Consider the following 25,311-nt stretch of genomic DNA (forward strand, 5'->3'; position numbering starts at 1 on the left):
AAATAATGCTGAAATTAATGAAACGATTGAAAGAATATTGGTTAGGGATCACAGCGGTATTAGTACTGACCTTTGCCCAAGTGATGGGGCAGTTGTATTTACCGACATTGATGTCTAATATCATTGATAAAGGAATTGTCCAAGGTGATAATCATTATATTTGGACCACCGGATTTAAAATGCTAGGCATCTCGCTATTATCAGGAATCATCTCGATCATCGTCGTATTTTTGGCGTCGCGCGTATCAATGGGATTTGGCCGCAATATTCGGGATACCATTTTCAAGAAAGTAGAAAGTTTTTCCTTGCAAGAATTCGATAAAGTAGGAACAGCTTCACTGATCACAAGAACGACCAATGATGTCGTTCAGATCCAAAACGTTGTCTACATGATGCTGCGAATGATGGTCATGGCACCGATCATGCTTATCGGCGGTATCATCATGGCTGTATCGCACAACGCAAAATTATCATTGATCTTCGTTGTCGTGTTGCCTGTTTTACTACTATTAGTAGTTTTACTTGGGAGCAAGGCAATGCCGAAGTTTAAATCGCTGCAAAAAAAGATGGATAAACTAAACCGTGTGATCCGGGAAGGATTGACAGGTATCCGCGTTATCCGAGCGTTTAATCATAATAAAGATGAATTGACAAAGTTTGAAGGCGCCAACCGGGATTATGCTAAAACTGCGATCAGTGTCAACCGACTATTGTCGCTAATGAGCCCGCTGATGATGCTGATCATGAACTTGACGAGCATTGCGATCATTTGGATCGGAAGTATGTTGATCAAAGACGGCAATATGCAAGTTGGGGACTTAATGGCATTTATCCAATACGCGATGCAGATCATGATGGCATTTATGATGTTATCAGCTGTCTTCATTTTTATCCCTCGTGCAGGAGCTTCCGCAGAACGTATCAACGAAGTATTAGACATCGAAGCAGAGATCCTCGATCCAGAGCAGCCGCAAACAGCTGGTCAAGGAGCAATGATCAGTTTTGACAATGTATCTTTCCGCTATGAAGGCGCCGAAAAACCGGTTATCCAACATATCAGTTTTTCCGCGAAAGCAGGCGAAACAGTGGCGATCATCGGCAGTACCGGTTCAGGGAAATCAACGCTACTCAATATGATCCCACGCTTTTATGATGCTGAGACAGGAAGTGTCCAGATCAATGGTATTGATGTAAAAGACATGGAACAAGAAGAATTAAGGAGTTTGATCGGGTTAGTACCGCAAAAAGCGAATTTATTTACCGGAACGATCACTTCTAATATGAAATACGGAAAAGAAGATGCGACCGATACAGAAATTTGGGAAGCATTGGAGCTTGCTCAGGCGCAAGGATTTGTTTCCAAACTACCTGAAAAATTAGCACATCACGTTACCCAAGGCGGTAATAATTTCTCCGGCGGACAAAAGCAGCGTTTGGCGATCGCCAGAGCATTGATCCGCAAACCGGCGATCTATTTATTTGATGATAGTTTCTCTGCATTGGATTTCAAAACAGATGCGAAATTACGAAAAGGCTTAAAAGAAACTATCACAGATGCGGTAACGATCATCGTTGCTCAGCGAATTACATCGGTTATCGACTCCGACCAGATCATCGTTTTAAATGAAGGAGAAATTGCCGGGATCGGAACGCATGATGAACTCAAGGCAAATAATCAAATTTACCAAGAAATTATGAAGTCGCAGTTATCAGAGGAGGAAATAGCATGAGTGCAGCACGACAAGGCGGGAAGACAAACGGTCCCGGTCTTCAAAAAGCGAAACCCAAAAATTTCAAAAAGACATTGTTCCGCTTACTTGGTTATATGAAGCCGCGGACAATTGCTATCAGTGTGGTGTTCCTCTTCGCCATTCTATCCACTATTTTTAATATTTTCAGTCCAAAAGAGCTCGGAAAAGCAACAACGGAAATTTTCAAAGGCATTATGTCGCCTGCCGGAGTCGACAGTGATAAAGTCTTTCATATTTTATTCTTTGTCTTGATACTTTACATCGGCTCTTCGATTTTTAACTTTATCCAACAATTTGTTATGTCGAGCGTGGCACAGCAAACCGTTTATGATATGCGTAAAGACCTCAAAGAAAAAATGGCGCGCTTGCCGTTGCGATATTACGATAAACGATCGAACGGCGATATTTTGAGCCGTGCAGTCAATGATATGGACAACATCGCAAATACCTTGCAGCAGTCATTGACACAAGCGATTACCGCTATTGTTCAAATCGTCGGCGTATTGATCATGATGCTTACGATCAGTTGGCAAATGACATTGATCGTTCTAGCCACTGTGCCGATCAGTTTCGCATTTATTTCGCTGATCGCCGGCAAATCACAAAAATATTTTGCTTCTCAACAATCGAATCTCGGTATCCTTAATGATACAGTAGAAGAAACATTTAGTGGACAAACAGTTGTGAAGGCATTCGGTCAAGAAAATAAAACGCTGAAGAAATTTCATCAAGTAAATAATGAATACTATGAATCCGCAAAAACAGCCCAATTCATTTCTGGGATCATGATGCCAGTCATGATGTTTGTCGGCAACTTAGGTTATGTAGCAGTCTGCGTAGTCGGCGGGATCTTTGTGACGAATGGCCGGATCCAAGTCGGTGATATCCAATCATTCACGCAATATGTCCAATTATTTACCCAACCGATCTCCAGTGTTGCCAATATCGCGAACGTTATCCAATCGACGATCGCCTCTGCAGAACGCGTTTTCGATATGATGGACGCAGAAGAAGAAAAAGACATTATTCCTGAACAAATTCCTGTTCATGCGGAAGAAGAAGATACAATCATTTTTGACCATGTTAAATTCGGATATGACGAAGAAACACCTTTAATGAAAGATCTAAATTTCTACGTGAACAAAGGACAGATGGTAGCGATCGTAGGCCCGACCGGAGCAGGGAAGACCACGATCATCAACCTGCTGATGCGTTTTTACGATGTGGATGCAGGAGAGATCCGGATCGATGGCGTCGATACGAAAAACATGACAAAAGAAGAAGTTCGAGAAAAATTCGGAATGGTTTTACAAGACACTTGGCTTTTCAATGGCACGATTCGGGAAAATATCGCTTACGGAAAGAACGGCGCAACCGAAGAAGAGATCATTGCCGCATCGAAAGCTGCTTATGCGGATGAATTTATTCGGCGCTTGCCAGATGGGTATGATACAATATTAAATGAAGAAGGAAGCAATATCTCCCAAGGACAAAAACAATTACTTACCATTGCTAGAGCGATCTTGTCAGACCCTTCTATTCTTATTTTGGATGAGGCGACTTCCAGTGTAGATACCCGAACAGAACTCAATATCCAGTTGGCTATGGGTAATTTGATGAAAGACCGCACAAGTTTTGTCATTGCGCATCGATTATCGACTATTCGTAATGCGGATTTGATCTTGGTAATGGACCACGGGAATGTTATCGAAAAAGGGACTCACCAATCCTTACTTGCCAAAGATGGTTTCTATGCTGATCTCTATAATAGTCAGTTCACAGGAGCCCAGGCTATTTAAAAAACAAGTGGGTGAACACAGGTATGCGGATTTTTTGTGGCATTTTATCCATCCAGACAGGCGTGATAAGCTGGGTGGCAGAGTATTTGACAAAAGGCGAGAATACAAGTCTGAATTTGATAGGCTATTCTACCAAATTAACACATATCACCAGTTATTCATTGACAGTCGGGATGATCCTCGCGGGAATATTGATGCTTTTAGCCAGGAAAAGTATGTTTTTGATTTCTTTATCGATTTTGATCTGGAGTTTCAGTTTGATCTTCGGCATTCTTTTCGTTCCAACTTATACAGGTATCTATTTTCGACCGATCGTCTCACTTGTCTGCCTCGTGATAGCTCTTTTTATCTATGCGAAATATGCAAGACAATAACAAAAAACGAACTCCTCTTTCTATTTAATAGGAAGAGGAGTTCGTTTTTTTAATGAAGAGAACCTGCGCCTATCGCTAATCCTCAGCACGCATGATAAAGCGGAGCAACGAAATGATCGTTTTAGGAAGAAACAGATTAAGTACAGCGATCGCGACAAAAGCATAAAGCCATGCTTTTAACCAAGCAGTTACTTGGAACGCATCGATACCTCGATTGAGCAACGTTAAAGCAAAAGACATCAGCGCAGTAGTGAGCGTCAATGTCGTGATTCTTGTGATTAAATAAAATCTTTTTTGTGTCACTTTAAACAAATTTTCATCCCCTTTGATTACCCAAAATAAGTGCAGTCTATAAATGTCAGTGACTGACAAAATATATTATAACATGTCAGTGACTGCTGTCAAGGGAGCGAATTTATAAAAATTTCACAAAATTCTTTTTTATCCTAGAAAATTATTGCAAAAAGATTACGATAATGTTAAATTTGAAATATAAAAAAAGGAGTGAATGAGAACAATGAAAAAAATTTTTAGCATACTGATTATTACTATGTTGTTTGTATCATTTTTTATGATCCCGTTAGGAAACAGCGCACTAGCCGCTGCTACTACGATCGATCAGGCACAGCAATTTGATGGGGAAACGATCAATGGGGAATTGCCTGCCAAAGAATCTGAGGCATGGTACAAGATTACACCAAATCTGCAAAACACAGCCGATACGCATTTGAAAATCACCTTGAGCAGCAAACAGATCGTTCAATTGAGCGTATACGCGAATAAAGAACAAGCAGAAAAAGATGAGGGCTTTCCAGAGTACATAGCGGATACAAGCACGAAAGACGGAACAGCAACGATCCACTTTCCAAAAGCTTGGGAAGGGGACTATTGGGTAAAAGTTTCGTATATTCCAGAAGACGATAAGCAAGTAGAAGCAACCTATACATTAAGTTATGAACAAGTTTTCGTAGCGCCACAATATGGCGCAGCGGAAGACAGTAACTGTGCGGTGGAAGTCGCAGAACAAGGGAAAAGCGACGCGATCACCCAATTAAAAAATATGCGCACGATCCGCGATGGGATTTTGTTGAAATCCGATGCAGGGAAAAAACTGAATAAATTATATTACAGTGCTTCTCCGTATTTAGTAAAATCATTACTAGTGAATGCTACAGAACGCAATCAAGTAGCAGGAAATCTAAAAAAAATAAATAAAGTGCTCAAAGCATTAGCTGCAAAACAAGATTATGTCCTATCCAAAGAGGAAGCAAAGGCGATCCAAGATCTAGCCGAATATACAAAAGGAAAAGTACCAACACCATTAAAAAAAGACATCGAAAAGATCCAAAATGATATTCAAAGCGCTGATCTAGCTGGGACGCATGTCAGTGATATTTTGAAACAGCTGCATATCGATACACAATTATCAGATCCAGGTGTGTCGAAATTTATCGTTAAAATGAAACCCAATGCTTCTGCAGCATCATTGAAGCAAAAAACAGCAGCGTTTGCTATGAAAGCAGAACGTATCGCACCAGCATCCGATAATGCATTGAAAGATTTTTATGTCGTTTATCAAGAGAAAAAAGCAAACGTGTTAAAATCATTTTCCAAACAAGAAGCAAGCAATAGAAAAGCGAGCTTCAATAAGCTTTCTAATGTTGATTTTGTCGAAGAAGTAAAAACCTACAAAGCGTCCGAAGCCAGCTACGCAAATTATCAATGGAGCATCAATAGCAAAGCCAGCAATAAAGGCCGAAACAACGTCGACATCAAGCAGTCGCAGTTCTTGCAGTCGACTGCCAATAAAAACCTAGCATCTGTTAAAGTAGCCGTGATCGATACAGGTGTAGATGATCGTTTGCGCGAATTACAAGGTAAGGTACTAGGCAGTGAAGGGAAAAACTTCGTCGATCCGAATGGCGAGGGTTCCTATATAGACGACAATGAACACGGGACACATGTTTCCGGAATCATTGCTGCTAACGCTTCAAATCAATATGGTATCAACGGTATCGCAGCAAATGCCAAGATTCTTCCAATCAAGGTGCTAGATGAGAGCGGCGAGGGTGAAACTGACAGTATCGCTTTAGGTATCCAATATGCGATCAAACAAAAAGCAGATGTCATTAATATGAGCCTCGGCGGCGACTATAGCCCAACATTGGAATACATGATGAAGCAAGCAGCAGCTAAAAATATTCCCGTTGTAGTAGCAAGCGGAAACGAAAGTGGACCAGTATCTTATCCAGGTGCTTCCAAATATGCGATCGCAGTAGGGGCAACCAATCCATTCGGCATCATCGCCGATTACTCTAATAAAGGAATGGAATTAGATGTTGCCGCGCCAGGATCAAAAATCCCAAGTACAGTTCCAAATGGCAATATCCAATATATGGACGGAACAAGTATGGCAACGCCTCATGTGGCAGCGCTAGTAGCCTTGCTGAAAGGGCAAAACAAAAAAATCAGCTTGGCATCTGTCCGTGCTGATCTAAGAATGAACGCCGACCACGTTGATTTTTACGGGGAAGAAAGCCCTGACATGGATGAAAATATCGTCATTGACGAAGAGGGGGAAATACACAAGCTCCCATTGCCGAAATTTTTCCAATTAGATGATGGTTATGGTGTTGTAAATGTGTGGCACACGCTATCCAAACAATCCTTACATCCGGTAATCAATAAAATATACGATAACAAACGGGAAGTAAGCGGCAAAACGATTGCCGGCACGACCGTCAAACTCTATAAAAAAACGAAAGTCATCGCAACTACAAAAGCTGACAGCAAAGGAAACTATAAACTGAAATTCCCGCGTCAGAAGAAAAATACAGAATTATATACAGTTTACACAAATCCAAGTAAAAAACTGGAAACACAGCTACATGCTTTAGTAGTAAAAGGCACAGCACCAGCGGCACCAAAACTAAATAAAGTAACGGATAAGACGACAGTCATCACTGGGAAAACCGTACCAGCAGGAAAAATCGTTGTCAAAAACCAAAAAAATAGAGTCATTGCTTCCGGGAAAGCCAATCAACAAGGCAAGTTCCGTCTGAAAGTCAAAAAACAAAAAGCAGCTACTAAATTAACAGCAACAGTAAAAGATGAAGCTGGCTACACTAGCAAAGCTACCAAAATAACAGTAAAAGACGCTACAGCACCAGCCGCACCAAAAGTAAATAAGGTGACAACGAAAACAACAAAAGTGACCGGTAGCGGCGAAAAAGCAACTACGGTATTCATTAAAGTAAAAAACAAGACGATCGCTAAAGGAAAAGTAAGCAGCAAAGGAAAATTCACCGTGAAAATCAAAAAACAAAAACGCGGTACGATCCTAGCTGTAACCCTCCAAGATAAAGCTAAAAATACCAGCAAAGCTACGAAGAAAAAAGTAGCGAAATAATAAAAAGCCGTTTGCTAAAAAGTGATTTAGCAAACGGTTTTTTATTTTATAAAATATTTTTTTGAAAAACGACTTCCAACCAAAGCCCCACAAATAGCGCCAATAAAATCGAGCAGCACATCTTGAACAAGCGGTGTGCGATCACCGGTCAGCATTTGATGAAACTCATCACTGGCAGCAAATGCCAACGATAAAAGTGCGGCAACCAGAAAAGCAAACCGAGGCTTTCTAGAAGTAGCATTAGTGCCGACAAATAAACAAAGCCCCATTATAAAATACGTCAGAAAATGAGCCCCTTTGCGAAGAAAAAATTCCAAAAATTTGGCATACCCCATCTGTTTCACACTCACTTCCGATCCACCATAAGGAAATGCTATTTTCTCCAGTTGTGATTCAAAAGGATGGCCAGGAAGCAGTTTCTCGATTGTTGGCACCAAAGACTGCTGCGAATAAGGCTGCGAAGAAGAGTGAAATAAGATCACCATGATAAGAATGACCCCAAAGAAGCCGAAAATCGCCCATTTGTTCCGTCGTTTCATGTTTTTCACTCCTTTTAAATGATTTCATTGTAGCATATTCCCAAACTGTTTTCCGAGGAAAAGGAGCCAAACCAGCCGTTATTTAAAAAAGCGAAAGTGTAAAATGATTTTTTGTGTTGAAACTATGGCGAAAAAACTGGCAAGTGATCAAAACTGGCATTTGGAGTTATTTCTAAATTAAATTCCTCCCCGTATTATAAAAGGAACAAGTTATTATTTTTTAGGGGGAAGAATAGATGTCACTCAAAAAAATCACACTCACCGCTCTCTCATGGATGCTTTTTTTCTATCTATGCCAGCCGCTTGTGCAGAATGTCTATCACTATTTGATGGAGACAAAGACGGGACAAGCAACAGAAGAAAAACAGGTAACAAATGATCTGCTTTTCGAAACAGAAAGAAATGAGCCTTTAAAAAAATGGCGGATGGAAAATAAGCAGGCCGATGTGATAAAATTCAAACAAAAAAACGGATTTGATAAACCAGTCACGATTTTGCTACCTAAAAAGACAAAACTGAATCTAGTAAAAACACAGGAAAAAAACGATTTAGCTGAGATGAAATTGCAATATCAAGCCAATACGAATCAGCTTATTTTAGACTGGGAAAAAACGCCTGAAAAAACGGGCGAGCTACTTTTAGTGGTGGAGGCAGATAAGGAGGCGGTATTAGGGGAGGAAGTTTTATCTGCGAGACAGTCCCTAGAAAATGGAGAGGTGCAAAGCGAGCCTATCCCTTTTGAAGTAATCGAGCCTGAAAAGAAAGAAAATCTGGAAACAGATAAAAAAGGGGAAGAAAAGCAACAAGAACAGCAAGTTCCAAAAGATCCTAAAGAACCAACGGAAAAAGTGCCATCAGCAATTCCTAAAAAAGAAAGCAAAGCGCTCCCGAAAACAAAAGCGGCTCCGCTCGCAGTAGACCTTGGAATTGCACCGCCAGCCAGCGATATCGACATCAGCAAAAGTTTTAATGTCATTTCGCAAGCGAATTCGTATGTACATAAGCAATACCCTAGTGAAGTCGTCGTAACGGATGATGAAAAGTGGCAGTATGGCGGGGCATGGTATAAATATCCGCTGAATTTAAGTGCGGATTTTTCGACGGAGATGTATTATTACTTAGGAAACAAGTCCCATTCTGAGGGCGGTGCGGACGGACTGACGTTCACCTTCCAAAATGATCCACGCGGTCTTGAAGCCACTGGTGCCACTGGAGCTGGGATTGGTGCTTATGCAAATATTTCAAAATCGAGCTATATTCAAAATGCACTGACGCTAGAATTCGATACTTATTACAACGCAAAAGGCGGTTCAGAACCCAATACAAATGACGAACAAGTTCCGGATATAGCAAAAGAAAGCGGTCATATCGCGATCACAAAACCGGCATTATCGGTCAAGAAACATGAGAACCTCTTATATGGTTCGCGCTTAGCAAATGGAAAATGGCAGAAGCTGAATATGCGCTGGGATGCAGCCACCAAAACATTCATTTATAAATTTGCAGGTTATCCAGAACAAAGATATACGGTTTCCGATGTGCAGAAAGTTTTCGGAGGCACCAAAGTATATTGGGGATTTACCGGATCGACCGGTGGAATGCATAATTTCCAAGCTGTCAGCATCAACAAACTACCAGATCAAGGCTTTCTAAATACGCAAAAGAAAGTAAGGAACGTCAGTAAAAACACTTCTTTTCAAACGGAACAGATCGTTTCCAAAGGGGACATCGTCGAGTATGAGATTTCTGCAGAGGCAGACCAAAGAAACAATGTCACGCTGCCAACGGTGAAGGTCACGGATCAGTTAGATCCTTCTTTATCCTATCTAGGTGGTTTAAATGTGACCGTTGACGGTAAAGCTGTAGCTTCCAAATGGGAAAATGGCGTCGTTACTCTAAAAGAAGTAGAAGCCGGGAGCAAGATCCGCATCACTTTTCAAGCAAGTGTTAAAAAATATGGCGTGATCCATAACGCTGCGACGATTGAAAGCGACCTGACCGCGCCAATCAAAACAAACAATACCAAAATCGCTAGCGGAGATATGAAAATCATCAAACAAGATGCGGTTTCAAAAAAATCGCTCCAAGGCGTGGAATTTACATTACTCAATTCCAAAAAAGAGTCATTAGCAGATGGAAAAACAGATGCAAATGGAGAATTAGTTTTCACACATTTGTCGCCAGGGGAATACTATGTCAAAGAAATAAAACCATTAGCTGGATATTCTCCAAATAACACGGCGTATAAAGTCGTTATTCCGACAGGTCAGACAGAGCCGGTGACTCAAATCGTCCCAAATGTTTTACAAGCAAAACCGTTACTTACTAAAACCGCTGATCAAACGCAAGTAAAGATAGGAGATACAATCACTTACACCATAGAACTTAAAAATGTAGCGGGAGCAGGCAGTTGGGAAGCTGTTAAATTAGAAGACGACCTTGCAGAACAGCTAGCATACATTCCAGGAAGTACACAGATCGATGGCAAATCTGTGTCCGATAAAGAAGCGGTATGGACGAACAAACATCTGATCTATAGAACCGATCATATAGCAGCAGGTGCCAGTAAACGGATTACATTTCAAGCAAAAGTACTTTCCTTGCCTCCAAATGGAATAGTGGAAAATAGGGGGATCGCGACAGGTCAAGACACGGATGGCTCTCCGCGCAATCCGTCAGAATCCAGCTGCAGCGTCTCGGTCCAAAATCATGAAGGAATGGCTATTCAGAAACAAGTCCGATCACTTAAAGGGGAAAGTTTAGAAGGGAAAAATGTAGAAGTAGGTACCAAGATAAATTACCACATCCAGCTAACCAACGAAATCGCCGGAACGACTTTAAAAGCTATTGATGTCAAAGATGCCGTTCCAAACAGCTTGAAAGTCGATACGGCGAGTTTGAAAGTAGCGACAGGTGGGGTCAATGTAAACTATCAAGGCGGATTCAACAAAAATGAATTGGCACTGACCATAGCAGAATTAGTGCACAGTAAACCTATTACAATTTCTTTCCAGGCAGAAATTCTAGCAAACGCATCAGGAACCATTAAAAATATTGCTTTTGCACAAATTCCAGATACACCAGAGAAAAAAACGGAAACTTCCTCCACTACACCACCGCAGCCAAGTATTCAAAAAAGTGTCAATAAACAAGAAGCGACAATCGGAGAACTTCTTACTTATCAGCTTACTGTCGAAAATGGCAAAGGCGGCGGTGCTTGGCATCATCCGGTGATCAAGGATAAGTTGCCAGAAGAACTGCAGTATATCGCTGACAGTACTAAAATAGACGGGAAAAGCGTAAGTGACCAGACAGCAGTTTGGCAAGATCAAGAATTGACTACTGAGTTTCCAGAACTGCAAGCAGGAGAAAAAAGGGTGATCACTTTCCAAGTGAAAGTAACGAAAAAACCAGTCAATAATAAAATTCGCAATCAAGCACAAGCAACTGGTGAAGACGCTGAGGGGAAGGAAACGCCTCCAGTGAAAACAGAAACAGAAATTCCAGCTTCAAATTCTCCAGATGGTATCCGTATTGAAAAACAAGTCGCTGACGAAGCCGGAAAGGATATGGATAAAAAAGAAGTACAGACAGGCGATAAGGTCTACTACTCGATTTTAGTTACGAATCAAATAGCTGACAGTGTTCAACAACATATCCGCATCAACGATATGATACCAAAAGGTCTCCGCGCTGAACCAGAGACGCTAACGGTGACCCAAGAGAAAAAAACTGCTGATTATACCGGAGGGTTTCAAAATGGCAACCTCGCAATCGACTTAGCGGAATTAAAAGGAACAGCACCTATCATTATCCGTTTTGCAGCAACGATCACGCCAGAAGCATCCGGAGAGATCAAGAATGTTGCGGCGGCTGTCTTAGATGGGATTCCGGAAAAAGAATCCAATCCTAGTGACGTGATAAATCCGCCACGACCAAGCGTTCAAAAACGGGCTTCCGTTGAAAAAGCTGCATTAGGCGATATTTTTACTTACGAAATAGAAGTGAAAAATAATGCGGGAGGCGGCGAGTGGCAGCTGATCAGTTTAAAAGACAGATTACCGTCCTATTTACACTATATACGGGGAACTACGACGATCAATGAAAAGCCGATAGGGGATAAAGGTTGGAAGGAAAATAGTTACGAGACCACAATTGAAAAATTACAAGCTGGTGAAACCCATCTACTACGATTCCAAGTACGCATAGTAGAAATACCTCCTGCCAATAAATTAGTCAATACAGCGACAGTGACAGGCTTTGATAAAGATGGAAAAGAGCATTCGCCGCCACCGGCCGAAGTGGTGGTCTCTAGTGATTATGGGGAAGATGATCTCGATATCAGCAAAGAGATCATAGATGAAAAAGGAAAACATTTGGAGAACGCGATTATCAATGTGGGGGATAAAGTATATTATCGCTTGCAAGTAACCAATAAAGTAGCCAATACGACATTGAAGGATGTACAGGTAATAGATAAATTGGCAGCCGTGCTCGCAATCGACAAATCTTCCTTGCAAGTGGAGGCAAATGGCAACTCAGTACCTTACCAAGGTGGTTTTAGCGAATCCGGATTGGATCTTCAAAACCTAACGATTACTGAAAAAGAACCAGTCTTCATCACTTTTGCGGTAACTGTAAAACCTGAAGCAAGTGGCGATATAAAAAATACGGCACAGGCAAATCTACCAAACCAGCCTGCTATAGACTCCAATGAAGTAAGTATGCGTGCGCTACCAAATCCATATTTGAAAAAAGAAGCGGATAAACAATCAATCAAATTAGGAGAGAGCATTACGTTTACACTCACAGCAGCCAATCAGCCAAAAGCAGGGAAGTGGCTTTCTCCGTTCATCACAGACCAATTGCCAGAACATCTACAATATCAAAGCGGGACATTGCAGGTAGATGGTAAAAAAGTGCTAGATGATGCAGCATGTTGGAAAGATAATAGGTTGACGGTCTCCTTGCCAGATATGCAGGAACAAGAAGTCCACCAAGTTACTTTCCAAGCAAAAAACATTGAAACACCAATAAATAAATGGATCATCAACACTATGCAGGGAAGTGGACAAGATGCGGATGGGAGGATCTATCAGCCAGAGGAAGCGAAAACGACTATCCAAGCTGAGAACAATCCTGATTCCTTGCAAATAAAAAAACGAGTGCAAAATGAAGCTGGACAAGATATCGATGCAAAATATGCGGCAGTTGGAGATAGACTTCAGTACGAAATAGAAGTTGAGAATCTTACCAGCGGAACAAAATTACGAGATCTTCACATCAAAGACCAGGTACCTTCCGTCTTCCAAGTACTGCCGCATACCTTGGAAACTTCTGAGTCGAGCGCTTACACGGGTGGCTTTGACCAACAAACGCTTGCTCTGGATCTAGCCGAATTAAAAGCAGGAAAAAGTGCCATCATTCGTTTCGATGTCGTGGTAACAAGTGAAGCCAGCGGGATCGTAAAAAATAAAGCTACAGTAAATCTGTCTGGCGAAAAACCGATTTTTTCCAATGAAGTCAGCACCATTGTTGAACCACATCCATACGTCAAAAAAACGGTAAGCCATGACCAAGCCGTTTTAGGAGAAATAGTGGAATATACGCTTGTAGTTAAAAATGATGAAGCTGGTGGTAAATGGTTCGAAGCACATGTCGAAGATACTCTTCCCAAAGAGCTGATGTATCTGAAAGGAACAACTAAGATCGACGGCGAGCTGCTTGAACCGCAAGAAGAGGAAAAGGACTGGACCGATAATAGGCTTCGGATCAATTTTTCTGCTCTTGCTGCTGGGGAAACACACGAAATCAAATTCAAAGCGAAGATAAGTGAGATCCCAAAACAACAGAAAATCCAAAATATAGCAACTTCATCGGGTGAAGACAATGATGGCCGTTCAGTCTCCGCAAAAGAATCGATATGTGAATTGCCTGTGGTGAATCCTAATCATGCAGTAACAATCCAAAAACAAGTTCTCAATGAGGAAAAAAAGGATATTCATCAACAGGAGGTACAGGTGGGCGAGCAGATCTACTACCAGCTTACCGTGAATAACTCTCTAGAAGATACGGTCATGCATGAATTGCAAATTCTGGATCGTGTGCCCGAAGTCTTCGAGGTCGCCCCTGATTCCTTACAAATACGTCAAGCTAACGGGGAGCAAGTTTCTTATTCAGGAGGATTGAGTGGGCAGGACTTGGATCTGCAGATAAACCAGCTTGACAATAAGAGTCCGGTAACGATTACCTTTGCAGTGAGAGTGAAATCAGCTGCCAGTGGAACGGTAGAAAATATCGCTAGCGTGATCTTGAAAAATACGGAGGCTACAGATACCGCACCAGTCCTAAATCAAATCAAGCCTAAACCATTGATCACCCAAAAAGCAGATGTGGAACGCACAAAAGTTGGCGATACATTCATGTACACGATCGAAGTCAGCAATCAAGCACAAGCTGGAAAATGGTTAGAAGTAGTTGTAAATAACAAATTGGATGCGCATTTAGACTACATTCCTGAGAGTACTACAATGGATGGGATCCCCATTTCAGATCAGCAGGCTGGTTTCACGACGACTGGAAATCTTGCTTTGGCTGCAGATAATCTAGAAGCAGGCGAAAAGCATATCATCACGCTGAAAGTACGCGTTCGGGAAATGCCTCCAACCAAGGAACTACAGTCTTATGCTTCAGCAAATGGTAAAGACGGCGATCGGCAAGAAGCAAAAACAGAAGAGGTAAATACGACCACTCCAGTTGATAATCCTGATAATGCGATCAATTTGGAAAAGAAAGTGTATGATGCCAATGAAAAAGCTATCCAGAACAAACAGGTACAGGTAAGGGATCAATTGCATTATTCGATCAGTGTAAATAATTTGATACCGAATACAAAATTGAAAGAAATTACCATAAAAGATCAATTGCCGGCAGGGCTTACCTTTGTGCCAGGAAGTTTGGAAGTGGTCGACCAAAAGGGGACGATGCTGGATTATGAAGATAACACAACAGCGAATGACCTTCAGGTAAAACTAGCTACGATCGAGCAGCAGGCAATTTTACATTTTAAAGTCATCGTTAATGAAAATGCCTCTGGAGAAATCAAAAATGTAGCAGTCGGTTCCTTACCGGACATGCCGGATCGCCAGTCTAAACCTGTAACCAATACGACTACACCACAGCCATTTATCGAAAAAGAAGTAACACCGGAAAAAGTGACAAATAATCAAATAGTGACCTATATGATAAAAGTCGGAAATGAAGCGAAAAGTGGAAAATGGCTGGATCCGACAGTAGTGGATGATTTAGAAGAGCAATTAGAATATGTAGTTGGAACGACAACGATCAACGGACGCCTGGTAAGCGATGAAAAAGCAGGTTGGAAAGCGAATCATTTGACCAGTCGTTTAGATCCATTAACGGCAGGAGAAATGCATATTCTTCGCTTCCAAGTGAAAATAAAAGCTAAAAAAGGAAGCAAACGTATTAGAAATACTGCACTATTGGTAAATCCGCCTGCTACTAAAGATCCTCGTCCGCATCAGGCTAGTTGCGAAGTAGAAGTGAAGGTGGAAAAGCGGAATCCGTTATTGCCGCAAACAGGTGATCAGCTTTCCGGTATTTTGATAATTGCAGGACTTCTTCTGCTTTTGAGCGGTCTGGCTCTGCGGAAAGCAAAAAGACGTACCTAACAGTAAGTGTTAGGTACGTCTGAAAATGAAAAGTGCTTTTTAGAATTTTTCAGCTAATGCAGCTGCTTCTTCTTTTCCTACGCTGATAATATCTTGTGCTTTTGCCGGGTTAGCATTGTGACCTTCCACGACAACAGCTTGGATATCAGAACTAGTGATACCAAAATGGTTAAAGATATTTCTAACATAGTTCACAGACATTTCTAGTGCCACGCCAGGGCCGTCGGAATAAATACCGCCACGTGCATTTAAAAGTGCGACTTTTTTGCCAGTCACAAGGCCAACAGGTCCTTGTTCTGTGTATTTGAAAGTCTTGCCTGCTTGGTTCAAGTAGAATAAATACGTCGAGAATTGAGCAGGAATCGTTAAGTTCCAAAGTGGGAACGCGATAACGATTTTATCAGCAGCTAGGAATTGATCCAAGTAGCCATTTGCAATATCCGCTAGTTTTTGCTCTTCTTCTGTCCGAGGTTCGCCGGCAGCTTCTTTGAATAAACCGTTCATCATGGTTACATCATAATAAGGCAGGTTTTCCTCAAATAGATTTAATTCTGTAATCGTATCTTCTGGATGAGAACTTTTGTAGTTTTTTAAAAACGTTTCGTACAAAGTAACACTTACAGAACGTTCTGCAGGCAAACCATTTGCCTTGATAAATAAAACATTAGACATATAACTCATTCTCCCTTACAAAAAGTAATTACCTTATTAATCCTACCGCTTTTGTTTTAGTTTGTAAACAAAGTAACAAATAAAAAGTTTAAAAAGTTAAGAAAACGGATAAAGGATAGGGTTAAACGGATAGAGGAGGTCATATCAATGAAAGCAGTTGTCATTGAACATTATGGTGGAAAAGAAGTATTGAAAGAGAAAGAAGTAGCAACACCGAAACCTGGTAAGAACCAAGTAGTCGTTAAAGAATATGCAACCTCGATCAACCCAATCGATTGGAAGCTTAGAGAAGGATATTTGAAACAAATGATGGACTGGGAATTCCCGATCATTCTAGGTTGGGATGTTGCCGGTGTGATTTCTGAAGTTGGCGAAGAAGTAACGGATTTTAAAGTCGGCGATGAGATATTTGCTCGTCCCGAAACAACACGCTTTGGAACGTACGCGGAATATACCTTAGTAGATAGCCATTTATTAGCAAGAAAACCACGGGAGATCTCTTTTGAAGAAGCAGCTTCGATCCCGTTAGCAGGATTGACAGCATGGCAAGCATTATTTGATCATGCAAAACTGCAAGCAGGTGAAAAAGTATTGATCCATGCAGGCGCGGGTGGCGTTGGTTCCCTTGCGATCCAATTTGCCAAACATGCTGGTGCCTATGTGATCACGACGGCAAGCGAACGCAACCATCAGCTTGTCAAAGACTTGGGAGCAGATGAAGTGATCGATTATAAGACTACTGATTTTGTCGATGTGCTTTCTGATATCGATGTTGTCTTTGATACAATGGGCGGCGATGTGCAGCGCAAAAGTTTACAAGTACTGCGGACTGGAAAAGGACGTTTAGTAAGCATCGTCGGTTTAGAAGATGAAGAGTATGCGAAAGAAAAAGGAATCAAAGCTGAATCCATATGGTTGGAACCAAATGGTCAGGAATTGCAAGAAATTGCTGATCTGTTAGCAGATGGCAGCGTCAAAGCGATCGTTGGAGAAACCTTCCCATTTTCTGAAAAAGGTCTCTACGATGCACATGCTTTAAGTGAAACGCATCATGCTGTTGGTAAAATTGTTATCACTTTTGCTAAATAATTGTAAGAAAGCCTAGATTATTCTAGGCTTTTTTTAATAAAATTTATTTGGACTAGCTTTAATAAACGATTAACTCATGGTAAACTACTAAGATAAGGTAAAAATAGAAAAGAGTGTCGCAATGGAAATAGAAAAATTAAAAGTTTTTTATTTTAAAAAACTTAGTGAGTGGCAATTAATACATAGTTTTTTGAAGCGTTATTGGGTAATTTTTATTAGTATTGCCTTACTGATGATTGCTTTTTTTATCGTGGCGTTGATAACCACGCAACTTGCACTCCTCATTGTTAGTACCATACTACTTTTTCTAGGATTGCCGTTCGTTTATTATTTATTGATCATCCGGCGGGCGCGTAAATATATCCGCATTCATTATCGGCTAAATAACTTTGATGATATTGCCAAATTAAAGCGTTATATCTTGGCTGCCTATCTCCGCAAAAACGGTTTTGCAACGAAAGACGATTTAGACCGCTTATTAGTATTACTAGATACTACACTGACAAATAAACATGTTTTCAGACAAACACCATTGATGCTCACTTTCATTTTTGGACTCATTTGTGCCAGTATCTTTACTGTTTTGATTGAAAATGCCCTCTTTCCTTTATATACACCACTTGAAAAAATCATCACTGCTGTACTATTATTAATAGGAACTATTTTGTTATATTTCCTGATTCGAGCTATTTGGCGCCTTGTAACGAGAGGAGCAGTGCTGAAGCTGCAAAGCACCTATCATTTAAAACAAGAGATCATTGCGATTCAAACGTTGTTATTAGTAGGAGAAAACACAACGTATCATCCGTTTTTAGAAATGAAGAGTAAAGTGGAAAAAAATGATTTCCTCACAGAACTAGTGAACGCGAAGACATTTTTCTAATCTTTACAGGAAAGTAGGAAGCTCATGGATAGTGAAAAACGCGAGACGGCAGAGCGGAAGTGCTACCGGATACTTAAAAATCAAATACGAACAGGCGAACTAGCAGCGGGGACTAGATTGGTGGAAAGTGCCCTGTCGAAGCAACTGGAGATGAGTAGGACGCCGATCCGAAAAGCGGTGGGGATGCTTGCTGCAGACGGCTATGCCACGTATGAAGATTATCGAGGGGCAACTGTAAAGGACTGCATCGTGACGAAAGAGTCCTATCTTGAAATCATTGAAGTCATGTTTTTGTTTGTAAAAGAAGCAATCGGAAAGATCTGTGATAAGCAGCTGTCGATCGATTCGCTATCTTGGCGGCTGGATGTGTCTGAAGGGCGAGAAGCTTATCGTAAAATGGGTTTAGAAGGCTTCACGTATGAGCAGACATTTATTTATACAATCTTACAAGCTATTCCAAATAGCCAGTACAACCTTATTGTAAAAGAACTTTTCCTAAAGCTGCAGGAATTTAGTGACCAAGATGTTCGCAGTCTGATCGATCGTTCATTGGATCGTTTGATCGTGAATATAAATCAACTGTTTCAAGCATTGGACACACGCAGTAAACAGGATGCTGTGGCTGTACTGGAATCGATGTTGAATCATCAGATTTTGAATGCATTCCGCTAAAAAACACTACTATATGAATAGTAGTGTTTTTTAATATCAATAAAAATGTGGGGAGCAAAGCTTGTTTAGTCTATTTCATATTATACCAATCAAAGCTTGTTACCCAAAAACTGCTGCGGTAATTTTCGTCTAATTTCTCGATCTCTTTCAAATCTGCTTCTGAAATCTCGAAATCAAAAACATCAGCGTTCTCGATGATCCGCTCTTCATGAACAGATTTTGGGATCGTTGTAAAGCCTAATTGCAAGCCCCAACGTATAATCAATTGGGCAACGGATTTATTATAACGTGCAGCGATCTTGGCAAGATTTTTATTGCCGAGTACTTGACCGCCGCCAAGTGGTGACCAGGCTTCTAAGTGAATCCCTTTATCCGCCAGATACTCGCGCAGTTCCGGTTGTTGCAAGAGCGGATGCAGCTCTACTTGATCGACTGCAGGCACTACTTTGGCATCTGTAAGCAGATCTTCCATAGTTTCAATGTCAAAATTACAGACACCGATCGCACGGACTTTTTTCTCCGCGTAGAGTTTTTCCAATGCTTTCCATGATTCTTTATATTTACCAGTGACAGGCCATTGAATCAAGTAAAGGTCTAAATAATCTAAACCTAGACGTTCCAAACTGCCTTCGAAATTTTCTAAAGCACTGTCGTAGCCTTGATCTTCATTTGCTAATTTTGTGGTGATAAAGAGGTCTTCACGTTTTTTGCCAGTTGCTTTTAAGCCTGCTTCGATTCCTTTACGGACAGCTTCTTCGTTTCCGTAAGCTTTTGCGGTATCGATCAAGATGTAACCATTCTCGATTGCTGTGCGGACAGATTACTCAGCATCTTCTTGGCTGGCTTTCCATACTCCTAATCCTAACTTGGGCATTTCTACCCCATTGTTCAGTGTCACGGTAGCGTGCAAATCTAAATTCGCCATTTTCCCCATCCTTCCGTCTTGAAAATTCACTTTAAGCATAGCACAAAGCGGCTTTTTCTGTCAGTTAGAAGGCTTTACTTCGACAACGTATCGTCCTAAATGGGAATTACCATTCAGTAATTCGGAAAGGGCTGGTGGAAGTTCGTGAAAAGGAAGCGAGGTGGTTAATTCTGCCAGGCTATCAATGTGATAAGTACTCGCTAACAGCTTCCAGATCGCCAATCTTTTTTCCATCGGACAGTAAACAGAGTCGATCCCTTTAAGCGTAACGCCGCGTAAGATAAATGGAAAAACAGTGGTGTTCAGTTTACCGCTTGCCGCCATGCCGCAAGTCGTTACGATACCATCATAGTTTGTTGAGGAGATCAAGTACGCCAAGGTATCACCGCCCACACAATCAAGACTCGCTGCGAAGGCTTGTTTACCCAAAGCTTTGATTTTGGTCGGGGCAAATTCACTGCGGTCAACTATTTCAGCCGCGCCTAATTTTTTCAGCAGTGGCTCGGCGTCCTTTTTACCAGAAGAAGCAACAACAGTGTAGCCTAATTTTGCTAAAATAGCCGTAGCAATCGAGCCAACGCCGCCACTTGCGCCGCTTACTGCGATTTTGCCATCTTCCGGTCTTATGCCATGATTGATGATTGCTTCCACCGATAAAGCTGCTGTGAAACCAGCTGTCCCGTAACTCATTGCTTCTTTGAGTGACATTCCCTCAGGTAGCGGAACGACCCAGTCGCCAGGAACGCGGATCTGTTCGCTGTAGCCGCCGAAATGACTGACGCCTAGTTCATAGCTTGTGACGATCACTTGGTCGCCTGCTTGGAAACGCGTATCCTCCGAATGGATAACGGTTCCAGCAGCATCGATTCCAGGAATAAACGGATAATTTCTAACGATATTGCCGTTCGGGGAAGCTGCGAGCGCATCCTTGTAGTTGATACCAGAATAATGAACGGAAATGGTGACATCACCAGCCGGAAGCGACTCCTCGGTAATCGTCCGGTAAGCTAATTTCACTTTTTCTTCTTCTTTTTCCACAAATAATGCTTCAAATTGAGACACGGTTGTCACTCCTTTATGTAGATTACTTTACATTACTACTTTACATCTTCAAAAATAGATTAGCAAGCAAAGGCAGATTCTTGTTTTTTCTAAGAAAACCAGTTAAAATTTTTATAGAGAAACATTGCATTGATGGGAAAAGTAACGACAGAAAGGAATGAAAAAGAAGATGGCGAAAGCGTTATTGATCGTAAATCCTAGTTCAGGTAAAGAAAAAGGTGCAAAATATAAAGACATGACAAAAGAAGTGTTAGAAAAAAGATATGAAGATGTGGTCGTCAAAGAAACAGAAAAAGGCGGCGATGCTACTGATTTCGCCTCTGATGCAGCAAAACAGGATTTTGATGCAGTCGTTGCAATGGGCGGTGACGGAACACTAAACGAAGTGATCAATGGTTTGGCACCGCATGACAACAGACCGGCATTTGGGTTTATCCCACTCGGTACTGTCAACGACCTAGCAAGATCGCTCGGAATCCCACGCAAACCTGAAAAAGCGATCAAAGCTTTGGAAAAAGCAGTTTTAAAACCAATGGATCTTGGGAAGATCGAAGACAGCTATTTTATGAACGTCGTAGCAGCTGGAATGATCGCTCAAGCAGTAGATAAAGTAGATGTAGAACAAAAAACAAAATTCGGGTCGCTTGCTTATTTCTTTGAAGGCGTGAAAGCTTTTAACAAAGGGGAACTTCTTCATTTTCAAGTAGAGCATGAGGCGGGGAAATGGGAAGGCGAAGCAGCAATGGTCATTATCGGCCTTACTAATTCAGTTGCCGGGATCGAAACATTTGCATCAGATGCGAAAGTCGATGACGGATACATGCATTTGTTTTTATTAACAAAATTGAATTTACTAAGCACCGCAAATATGCTACCAAAATTACTGAGCGGAAAATTGGAAAATAGCGATGATGTTATTTATATCAAAACGAAAAAAGTGCAGGTACAAGCGGACGAAAGTGACATCGTCGTAAATGTCGATGGCGATCCGGGCCCAAGTCTCCCAGTCCATTTGGAAGTATTGCCGAGCCATTTGCAAGTCCTCGTTCCCAAAAATTCCTAAGTGGTAAAAGTACCTATTTTCCGACTTTTATGGTAAAATTCGCAGTATAAAAGTAAAAATTTTCCGTTAAAAAAGAGAAAATCGTGGTATACTAGCAAGGAACATTGAATACAGGAGGATATGTCAAATTGGAGATAAAGGTTCAAGAAAAGCTTTCTAATGGTAGAGTTCAGTTTGTCAGCGCGTATGGAGAATGTATCGGTGTCTGGGCAGACGAAGAACCGGAGCCCGGGAGAAAGTATACGATCAAAGTCACCGTTCCTGATAAAGTAAGCGTCGAAGCACTTCAAGAAAGCGACGAAAAACATTGTATGTTAGAAGCAGATGATGAAGGAGTTTTCATCGTAGGTCAGTTGGAAGATTATGAAGAAGACGGCTTTGCGGTACTTCGCTTGGAAGAGAGTATCATCGGTTTTGATACCAACTTTAGTGAAGAGGTAGAAAGATTACACGGTAAATTTATTGAACTAACGGTTCCTAAGATAATAGTAGAAAATGTAGGTAATTAAAAAAGGATGCTTTTCCTCTTTATTCGAAAGAGGAAAAGCATCCTTTTTTAGCGGTGTGTTTCGATCGTGCTGATCATTTTCTTTAGATCTGCTTCTGTTCTGGCAGCTAACATTAAGCGCTGTTTGCCATTTTCAAGCACTAAGAATCCATCTTCGGAAACATTGATGCGTTCGATCGTGGAGTAGGGGAAGAAGAGCAAGGCATGATAAAACCCAGTTGACTTGAAAAGGATCTTGCGACCGCGTATGAAAGAGATGTAGATAAAGATCACACCTAAGATAAGCAGTAAGATCGAAGTAGCCATTTCTCCATCGCGATAAAACGTATTGGTGATAAACATGACTGCGATGATCCCCACAAACAGATAACCATCCGATTTTCCTCGTGAGCGCAATTTAACTGTCAAAACCGTTTTCCCATTTAAAACAGGTAAAAGCAAGTCATTATAAATCACGAAAACCAGTGCTAATACAATAATGATAAGCAAAAAAATATTGGTCGCATTAAATTCCACTTCTTGATCACTCACATTTCTTTAAAAAATACCGAATAAACGGTTGCCTATTTATTGTATCACGAGCGCTATGAGAACGGTAGCAATAGCTTAAAAGTTTCATGTCAGCTCTGCAACTGTCAGCGGACAGGCCTTTGCCAGATCGGCGGGCTTTATTTCCAACTGTAGACCGCGTTTGCCAGCTGAAATATAAATCGTTTCCTGAGATTCAGCTGCTTGATCCAGATATGTCGGGAATTGTTTTTTCATCCCGATCGGAGAACAGCCGCCACGTATATAGCCAGTTGTTTTTTCCAATTCTTTTAGCGGCAGCATCTCGATTTTTTTGTTATGGCTTATTTTAGCCAGATTTTTCAAATCGATTGTTTGATCCGCAGGAATACAAGCAACAGTTACTCCTGTTTTATCGCCTTTCGCCACTAATGTCTTAAATAAACGCTCGACAGGAATATGATTCTCTTTCGCAGCATGAACAGCGTCCAAATGTTCTTCTGAATAATCATATTCATGCAACTGATAAGGAATCGCCAACTTATCTAAGCGCCGGCAGGCATTTGTTTTATGAGCCATAGGGAGTCAACTCCTTTTTGATGATATATAAAATAGTATACTTGTTGAAATAATAAAGCAATAAATCAACAAAAAAAGAATGTCAGCAGATAAGCGACTGACATTCTTTCGTTAAAACATGATTATCCATTCGCAACGGTAAAACGTTTATTCAAGTGCTGCGGTTTCTCAATTTCATCGAGCAAGGCGACTGCATAATCTTCCATGCTGATAAAACTATTTCCGTCTTTATCAAATAAAAGATGATCTTCGCCGACTTGATATTTACCAGTTTTCTCACCAGGTTCAAACATTGCTCCTGGTGAAATATAGGTCCAGCTCAACTGATGAGATGCTTTTCTTAAATGTTCAAGTTGCTCTGTTTGTGCTTTAGCAGTTGGATAATAGGGTGCTTCTCGCATGCCTTTAGTATCCAGTAGCAAACTACCAGCTTCATCGACATGCAAGCTGCCGGCTCCTCCGACAACGATCAAGCGCGGTGAGGTCGTTCCACTTAATAGCTCCACTAAATGATCGAGTGATTTCACATGGTTTTCTGATTCTTCCACTGGAGCTCCGAATGCATCAACAACAACATTCAATTCCTCCAAATCAGCAAGCGTCAACTCGAAAATATCCTTTTGCAGAATATCTACTTCTTTATGTTCATGGGTAACTTTTCCCGCATTGCGGACGATGGCAGTGACTTCATGTCCACGTTCCAATGCTTCTTCCATAATTCGGTTACCTGCTCTACCAGTTGCACCTATAATGCCAATTTTCATTTTAAATGCCCCCTAAAATGTTTTCTATAACGTCTAAACTAATATTCCCCTTTTGGTAAAAGAAAAACATGTTAAAGATGATTTAGCGTGTTTGGCGGGATTTGCGCGCCAAAATAATATGGGAAGAAGTAAAGATGATCAAAGCGAACCAGATGAAAATAAACGCGACTAGCTGAGTCATGTCGAATTTTTCGTTATAAAGTAATACACCCAGTGCCAACATGATCGTCGGTCCGATATATTGTAAAAATCCGAGTAATGTATAATTGATAGTTTTCGCAGCGGTGGCAAATAGCAACAATGGAATCGCTGTGACTACCCCGGCTCCCACTAAGATAAAGTTCGTTTCGATCGGAAATGCTAAAAAACCGTCTTTGGAAAAGAAAATAACAAAAATAAGTGCAAAAGGTGTTATGATCAACGTTTCCAGCGTTAAACCGGACCATGTCGAAACGGGAACAAATTTCTTGATCAGACCATACAAAGAGAATGTCACTGCCATCCCAAGCGCAGCCCAAGGCATTTGTCCAACATGGATAGTTAGAATAACAACGCCAATGAAGGCAGCCACAACCGCAATCGTTTCACTGCGATTCAGACGTTCTTTTAGGAAAACCGTAGCTAGCAAGATATTCACAAGCGGGTTGATATAATAGCCGAGACTGGCTTCCGTAACATGTCCACTGTTGACAGAAAAAATAAAAATAAACCAATTTACAGTGATCAAAACAGCAGCAGCAGTGATAGCCAAAAATGTTTTTGGTTTTCTGAGTACGGCGACCGCCTCGCCAAAAACGGAGCGAGATTTGCGAAGACAAACGACTAAGAAGACCATAAAGACAAAGGACCAGATGATCCGGTATGCCAATATCTCAATAGAAGGGACGTTCGCTGCGAGCTTCCAATAAATAGGCAGCACACCCCATAAAATATAGGCAATAATGCCGCAGATGACACCGATTAGCGGTGTCTTTTCTGTGTTGTTCAAAAAAATCCCTCCCTAATTTAAAATCATACGTATCCT

The 25,311-nt window shown here is 41.2% G+C and carries 18 protein-coding genes and 1 pseudogene; 10 read left to right on the top strand and 9 right to left on the bottom strand.

Annotation, left to right across the window (positions count from 1 at the left end; translation table 11 throughout):
• Positions 1–5: 5 nt before the first annotated feature.
• From HMPREF0556_RS09580 to HMPREF0556_RS09590, 3 genes are read left to right on the top strand one after another with little or no spacing between them, the layout of a single operon-like run.
• Positions 6–1,730, top strand: a complete 1,725-nt coding sequence (locus HMPREF0556_RS09580; protein WP_003758055.1) for an ABC transporter ATP-binding protein — start codon at positions 6–8, stop codon at positions 1,728–1,730.
• A complete protein-coding gene (locus HMPREF0556_RS09585; protein WP_003758057.1) occupies positions 1,727–3,550 on the top strand; it encodes an ABC transporter ATP-binding protein in 1,824 nt (607 codons plus the stop codon). The genes HMPREF0556_RS09580 and HMPREF0556_RS09585 overlap by 4 nt, the downstream gene beginning before the upstream one ends.
• A 23-nt stretch (positions 3,551–3,573) precedes the next feature.
• Entirely contained in the window at positions 3,574–3,924 is a 351-nt protein-coding gene (locus HMPREF0556_RS09590; RefSeq protein WP_003758059.1) for a hypothetical protein, read from the top strand.
• A 75-nt stretch (positions 3,925–3,999) separates the two neighbouring features.
• Here HMPREF0556_RS09590 and HMPREF0556_RS09595 read toward each other — a convergent pair whose 3' ends face one another.
• Positions 4,000–4,227: a DUF2798 domain-containing protein gene (locus HMPREF0556_RS09595; protein WP_143471292.1), complete on the bottom strand. Its 228-nt coding sequence runs from the start codon at positions 4,225–4,227 to the stop codon at positions 4,000–4,002.
• A gap of 214 nt (positions 4,228–4,441) precedes the next feature.
• Here HMPREF0556_RS09595 and HMPREF0556_RS09600 point away from each other — a divergent pair, with 214 nt between their 5' ends.
• A complete protein-coding gene (locus HMPREF0556_RS09600) occupies positions 4,442–7,333 on the top strand; it encodes a S8 family serine peptidase (protein ID WP_003758063.1) in 2,892 nt (963 codons plus the stop codon).
• Positions 7,334–7,374: 41 nt separating this feature from the next.
• Here HMPREF0556_RS09600 and HMPREF0556_RS09605 read toward each other — a convergent pair whose 3' ends face one another.
• On the bottom strand, positions 7,375–7,872 hold the full coding sequence (locus HMPREF0556_RS09605) for a VanZ family protein (RefSeq protein WP_003758066.1): 498 nt from the start codon (positions 7,870–7,872) through the stop codon (positions 7,375–7,377).
• Between the two features lie 236 nt (positions 7,873–8,108).
• Between HMPREF0556_RS09605 and HMPREF0556_RS09610 the strand changes: the two genes are divergently transcribed.
• Positions 8,109–15,563 (top strand): isopeptide-forming domain-containing fimbrial protein, encoded by a 7,455-nt coding sequence (locus tag HMPREF0556_RS09610; protein ID WP_003758068.1) that lies wholly within the window; start codon positions 8,109–8,111, stop codon positions 15,561–15,563.
• A gap of 39 nt (positions 15,564–15,602) precedes the next feature.
• Here the strand turns inward: HMPREF0556_RS09610 and HMPREF0556_RS09615 are convergent, their stop codons facing one another.
• Complete coding sequence (locus HMPREF0556_RS09615; RefSeq protein ID WP_040486723.1) at positions 15,603–16,235, bottom strand: FMN-dependent NADH-azoreductase; 633 nt, start codon at positions 16,233–16,235, stop codon at positions 15,603–15,605.
• A gap of 147 nt (positions 16,236–16,382) precedes the next feature.
• On the opposite strand from HMPREF0556_RS09615, the gene HMPREF0556_RS09620 reads away from it, so the two are divergent.
• From HMPREF0556_RS09620 to HMPREF0556_RS09630, 3 genes are all read left to right on the top strand, one after another.
• On the top strand, positions 16,383–17,324 hold the full coding sequence (locus HMPREF0556_RS09620; RefSeq protein WP_003758070.1) for an NADP-dependent oxidoreductase: 942 nt from the start codon (positions 16,383–16,385) through the stop codon (positions 17,322–17,324).
• Positions 17,325–17,445: 121 nt separating this feature from the next.
• The gene (locus HMPREF0556_RS09625; RefSeq protein WP_003758072.1) at positions 17,446–18,207 is read left to right on the top strand and encodes a hypothetical protein; all 762 of its coding nucleotides are present in this window, start codon (positions 17,446–17,448) and stop codon (positions 18,205–18,207) included.
• A 24-nt stretch (positions 18,208–18,231) separates the two neighbouring features.
• On the top strand, positions 18,232–18,879 hold the full coding sequence (locus HMPREF0556_RS09630; protein ID WP_003758074.1) for a GntR family transcriptional regulator: 648 nt from the start codon (positions 18,232–18,234) through the stop codon (positions 18,877–18,879).
• Positions 18,880–18,949: 70 nt separating this feature from the next.
• Here the strand turns inward: HMPREF0556_RS09630 and HMPREF0556_RS09635 are convergent.
• Both HMPREF0556_RS09635 and HMPREF0556_RS09640 read right to left on the bottom strand, forming a co-directional pair.
• Positions 18,950–19,804 (bottom strand): annotated as a pseudogene (locus HMPREF0556_RS09635) (aldo/keto reductase).
• A 60-nt stretch (positions 19,805–19,864) separates the two neighbouring features.
• Positions 19,865–20,866, bottom strand: a complete 1,002-nt coding sequence (locus HMPREF0556_RS09640) for an oxidoreductase (protein WP_003758081.1) — start codon at positions 20,864–20,866, stop codon at positions 19,865–19,867.
• 169 nt (positions 20,867–21,035) lie between these two features.
• On the opposite strand from HMPREF0556_RS09640, the gene HMPREF0556_RS09645 reads away from it, so the two are divergent.
• Positions 21,036–21,929 carry a diacylglycerol/lipid kinase family protein gene (locus HMPREF0556_RS09645; protein ID WP_040486729.1) on the top strand — a complete coding sequence of 298 codons (894 nt, stop codon included), beginning with the start codon at positions 21,036–21,038 and terminating at the stop codon, positions 21,927–21,929.
• 128 nt (positions 21,930–22,057) lie between these two features.
• Complete coding sequence (locus HMPREF0556_RS09650; RefSeq protein ID WP_040486732.1) at positions 22,058–22,438, top strand: hypothetical protein; 381 nt, start codon at positions 22,058–22,060, stop codon at positions 22,436–22,438.
• A 47-nt stretch (positions 22,439–22,485) separates the two neighbouring features.
• Here HMPREF0556_RS09650 and HMPREF0556_RS09655 read toward each other — a convergent pair whose 3' ends face one another.
• The 4 genes from HMPREF0556_RS09655 to rarD all read right to left on the bottom strand — a co-directional run bounded on the left by HMPREF0556_RS09655 (position 22,486) and on the right by rarD (position 25,275).
• Positions 22,486–22,953 (bottom strand): DUF986 family protein, encoded by a 468-nt coding sequence (locus HMPREF0556_RS09655; RefSeq protein WP_036107840.1) that lies wholly within the window; start codon positions 22,951–22,953, stop codon positions 22,486–22,488.
• Between the two features lie 99 nt (positions 22,954–23,052).
• Positions 23,053–23,523, bottom strand: a complete 471-nt coding sequence (ybaK, locus tag HMPREF0556_RS09660) for a Cys-tRNA(Pro) deacylase (RefSeq protein WP_003758089.1) — start codon at positions 23,521–23,523, stop codon at positions 23,053–23,055.
• A 122-nt stretch (positions 23,524–23,645) separates the two neighbouring features.
• On the bottom strand, positions 23,646–24,287 hold the full coding sequence (locus HMPREF0556_RS09665; protein ID WP_003758091.1) for an NAD(P)-dependent oxidoreductase: 642 nt from the start codon (positions 24,285–24,287) through the stop codon (positions 23,646–23,648).
• An 82-nt stretch (positions 24,288–24,369) separates the two neighbouring features.
• Positions 24,370–25,275: an EamA family transporter RarD gene (gene rarD, locus HMPREF0556_RS09670; protein ID WP_003758092.1), complete on the bottom strand. Its 906-nt coding sequence runs from the start codon at positions 25,273–25,275 to the stop codon at positions 24,370–24,372.
• Positions 25,276–25,311 lie beyond the last annotated feature (36 nt).

It is taken from the genome of Listeria grayi DSM 20601 (assembly GCF_000148995.1).
Classification (GTDB): domain Bacteria; phylum Bacillota; class Bacilli; order Lactobacillales; family Listeriaceae; genus Listeria; species Listeria grayi.

Coding starts and splice junctions, on each gene's coding strand:
- HMPREF0556_RS09585 (WP_003758057.1), top strand. CDS start 1,727: ATGAGTGCAGCACGACAAGGCGGGAAGACAAACGGTCCCGGTCTTCAA.
- HMPREF0556_RS09605 (WP_003758066.1), bottom strand. CDS start 7,872: ATGAAACGACGGAACAAATGGGCGATTTTCGGCTTCTTTGGGGTCATT.
- HMPREF0556_RS09580 (WP_003758055.1), top strand. CDS start 6: ATGCTGAAATTAATGAAACGATTGAAAGAATATTGGTTAGGGATCACA.
- HMPREF0556_RS09625 (WP_003758072.1), top strand. CDS start 17,446: ATGGAAATAGAAAAATTAAAAGTTTTTTATTTTAAAAAACTTAGTGAG.
- HMPREF0556_RS09615 (WP_040486723.1), bottom strand. CDS start 16,235: ATGTCTAATGTTTTATTTATCAAGGCAAATGGTTTGCCTGCAGAACGT.
- ybaK (WP_003758089.1), bottom strand. CDS start 23,523: ATGGCTCATAAAACAAATGCCTGCCGGCGCTTAGATAAGTTGGCGATT.
- HMPREF0556_RS09610 (WP_003758068.1), top strand. CDS start 8,109: ATGTCACTCAAAAAAATCACACTCACCGCTCTCTCATGGATGCTTTTT.
- HMPREF0556_RS09590 (WP_003758059.1), top strand. CDS start 3,574: ATGCGGATTTTTTGTGGCATTTTATCCATCCAGACAGGCGTGATAAGC.
- HMPREF0556_RS09600 (WP_003758063.1), top strand. CDS start 4,442: ATGAAAAAAATTTTTAGCATACTGATTATTACTATGTTGTTTGTATCA.
- HMPREF0556_RS09620 (WP_003758070.1), top strand. CDS start 16,383: ATGAAAGCAGTTGTCATTGAACATTATGGTGGAAAAGAAGTATTGAAA.
- HMPREF0556_RS09630 (WP_003758074.1), top strand. CDS start 18,232: ATGGATAGTGAAAAACGCGAGACGGCAGAGCGGAAGTGCTACCGGATA.
- HMPREF0556_RS09665 (WP_003758091.1), bottom strand. CDS start 24,287: ATGAAAATTGGCATTATAGGTGCAACTGGTAGAGCAGGTAACCGAATT.
- HMPREF0556_RS09645 (WP_040486729.1), top strand. CDS start 21,036: ATGGCGAAAGCGTTATTGATCGTAAATCCTAGTTCAGGTAAAGAAAAA.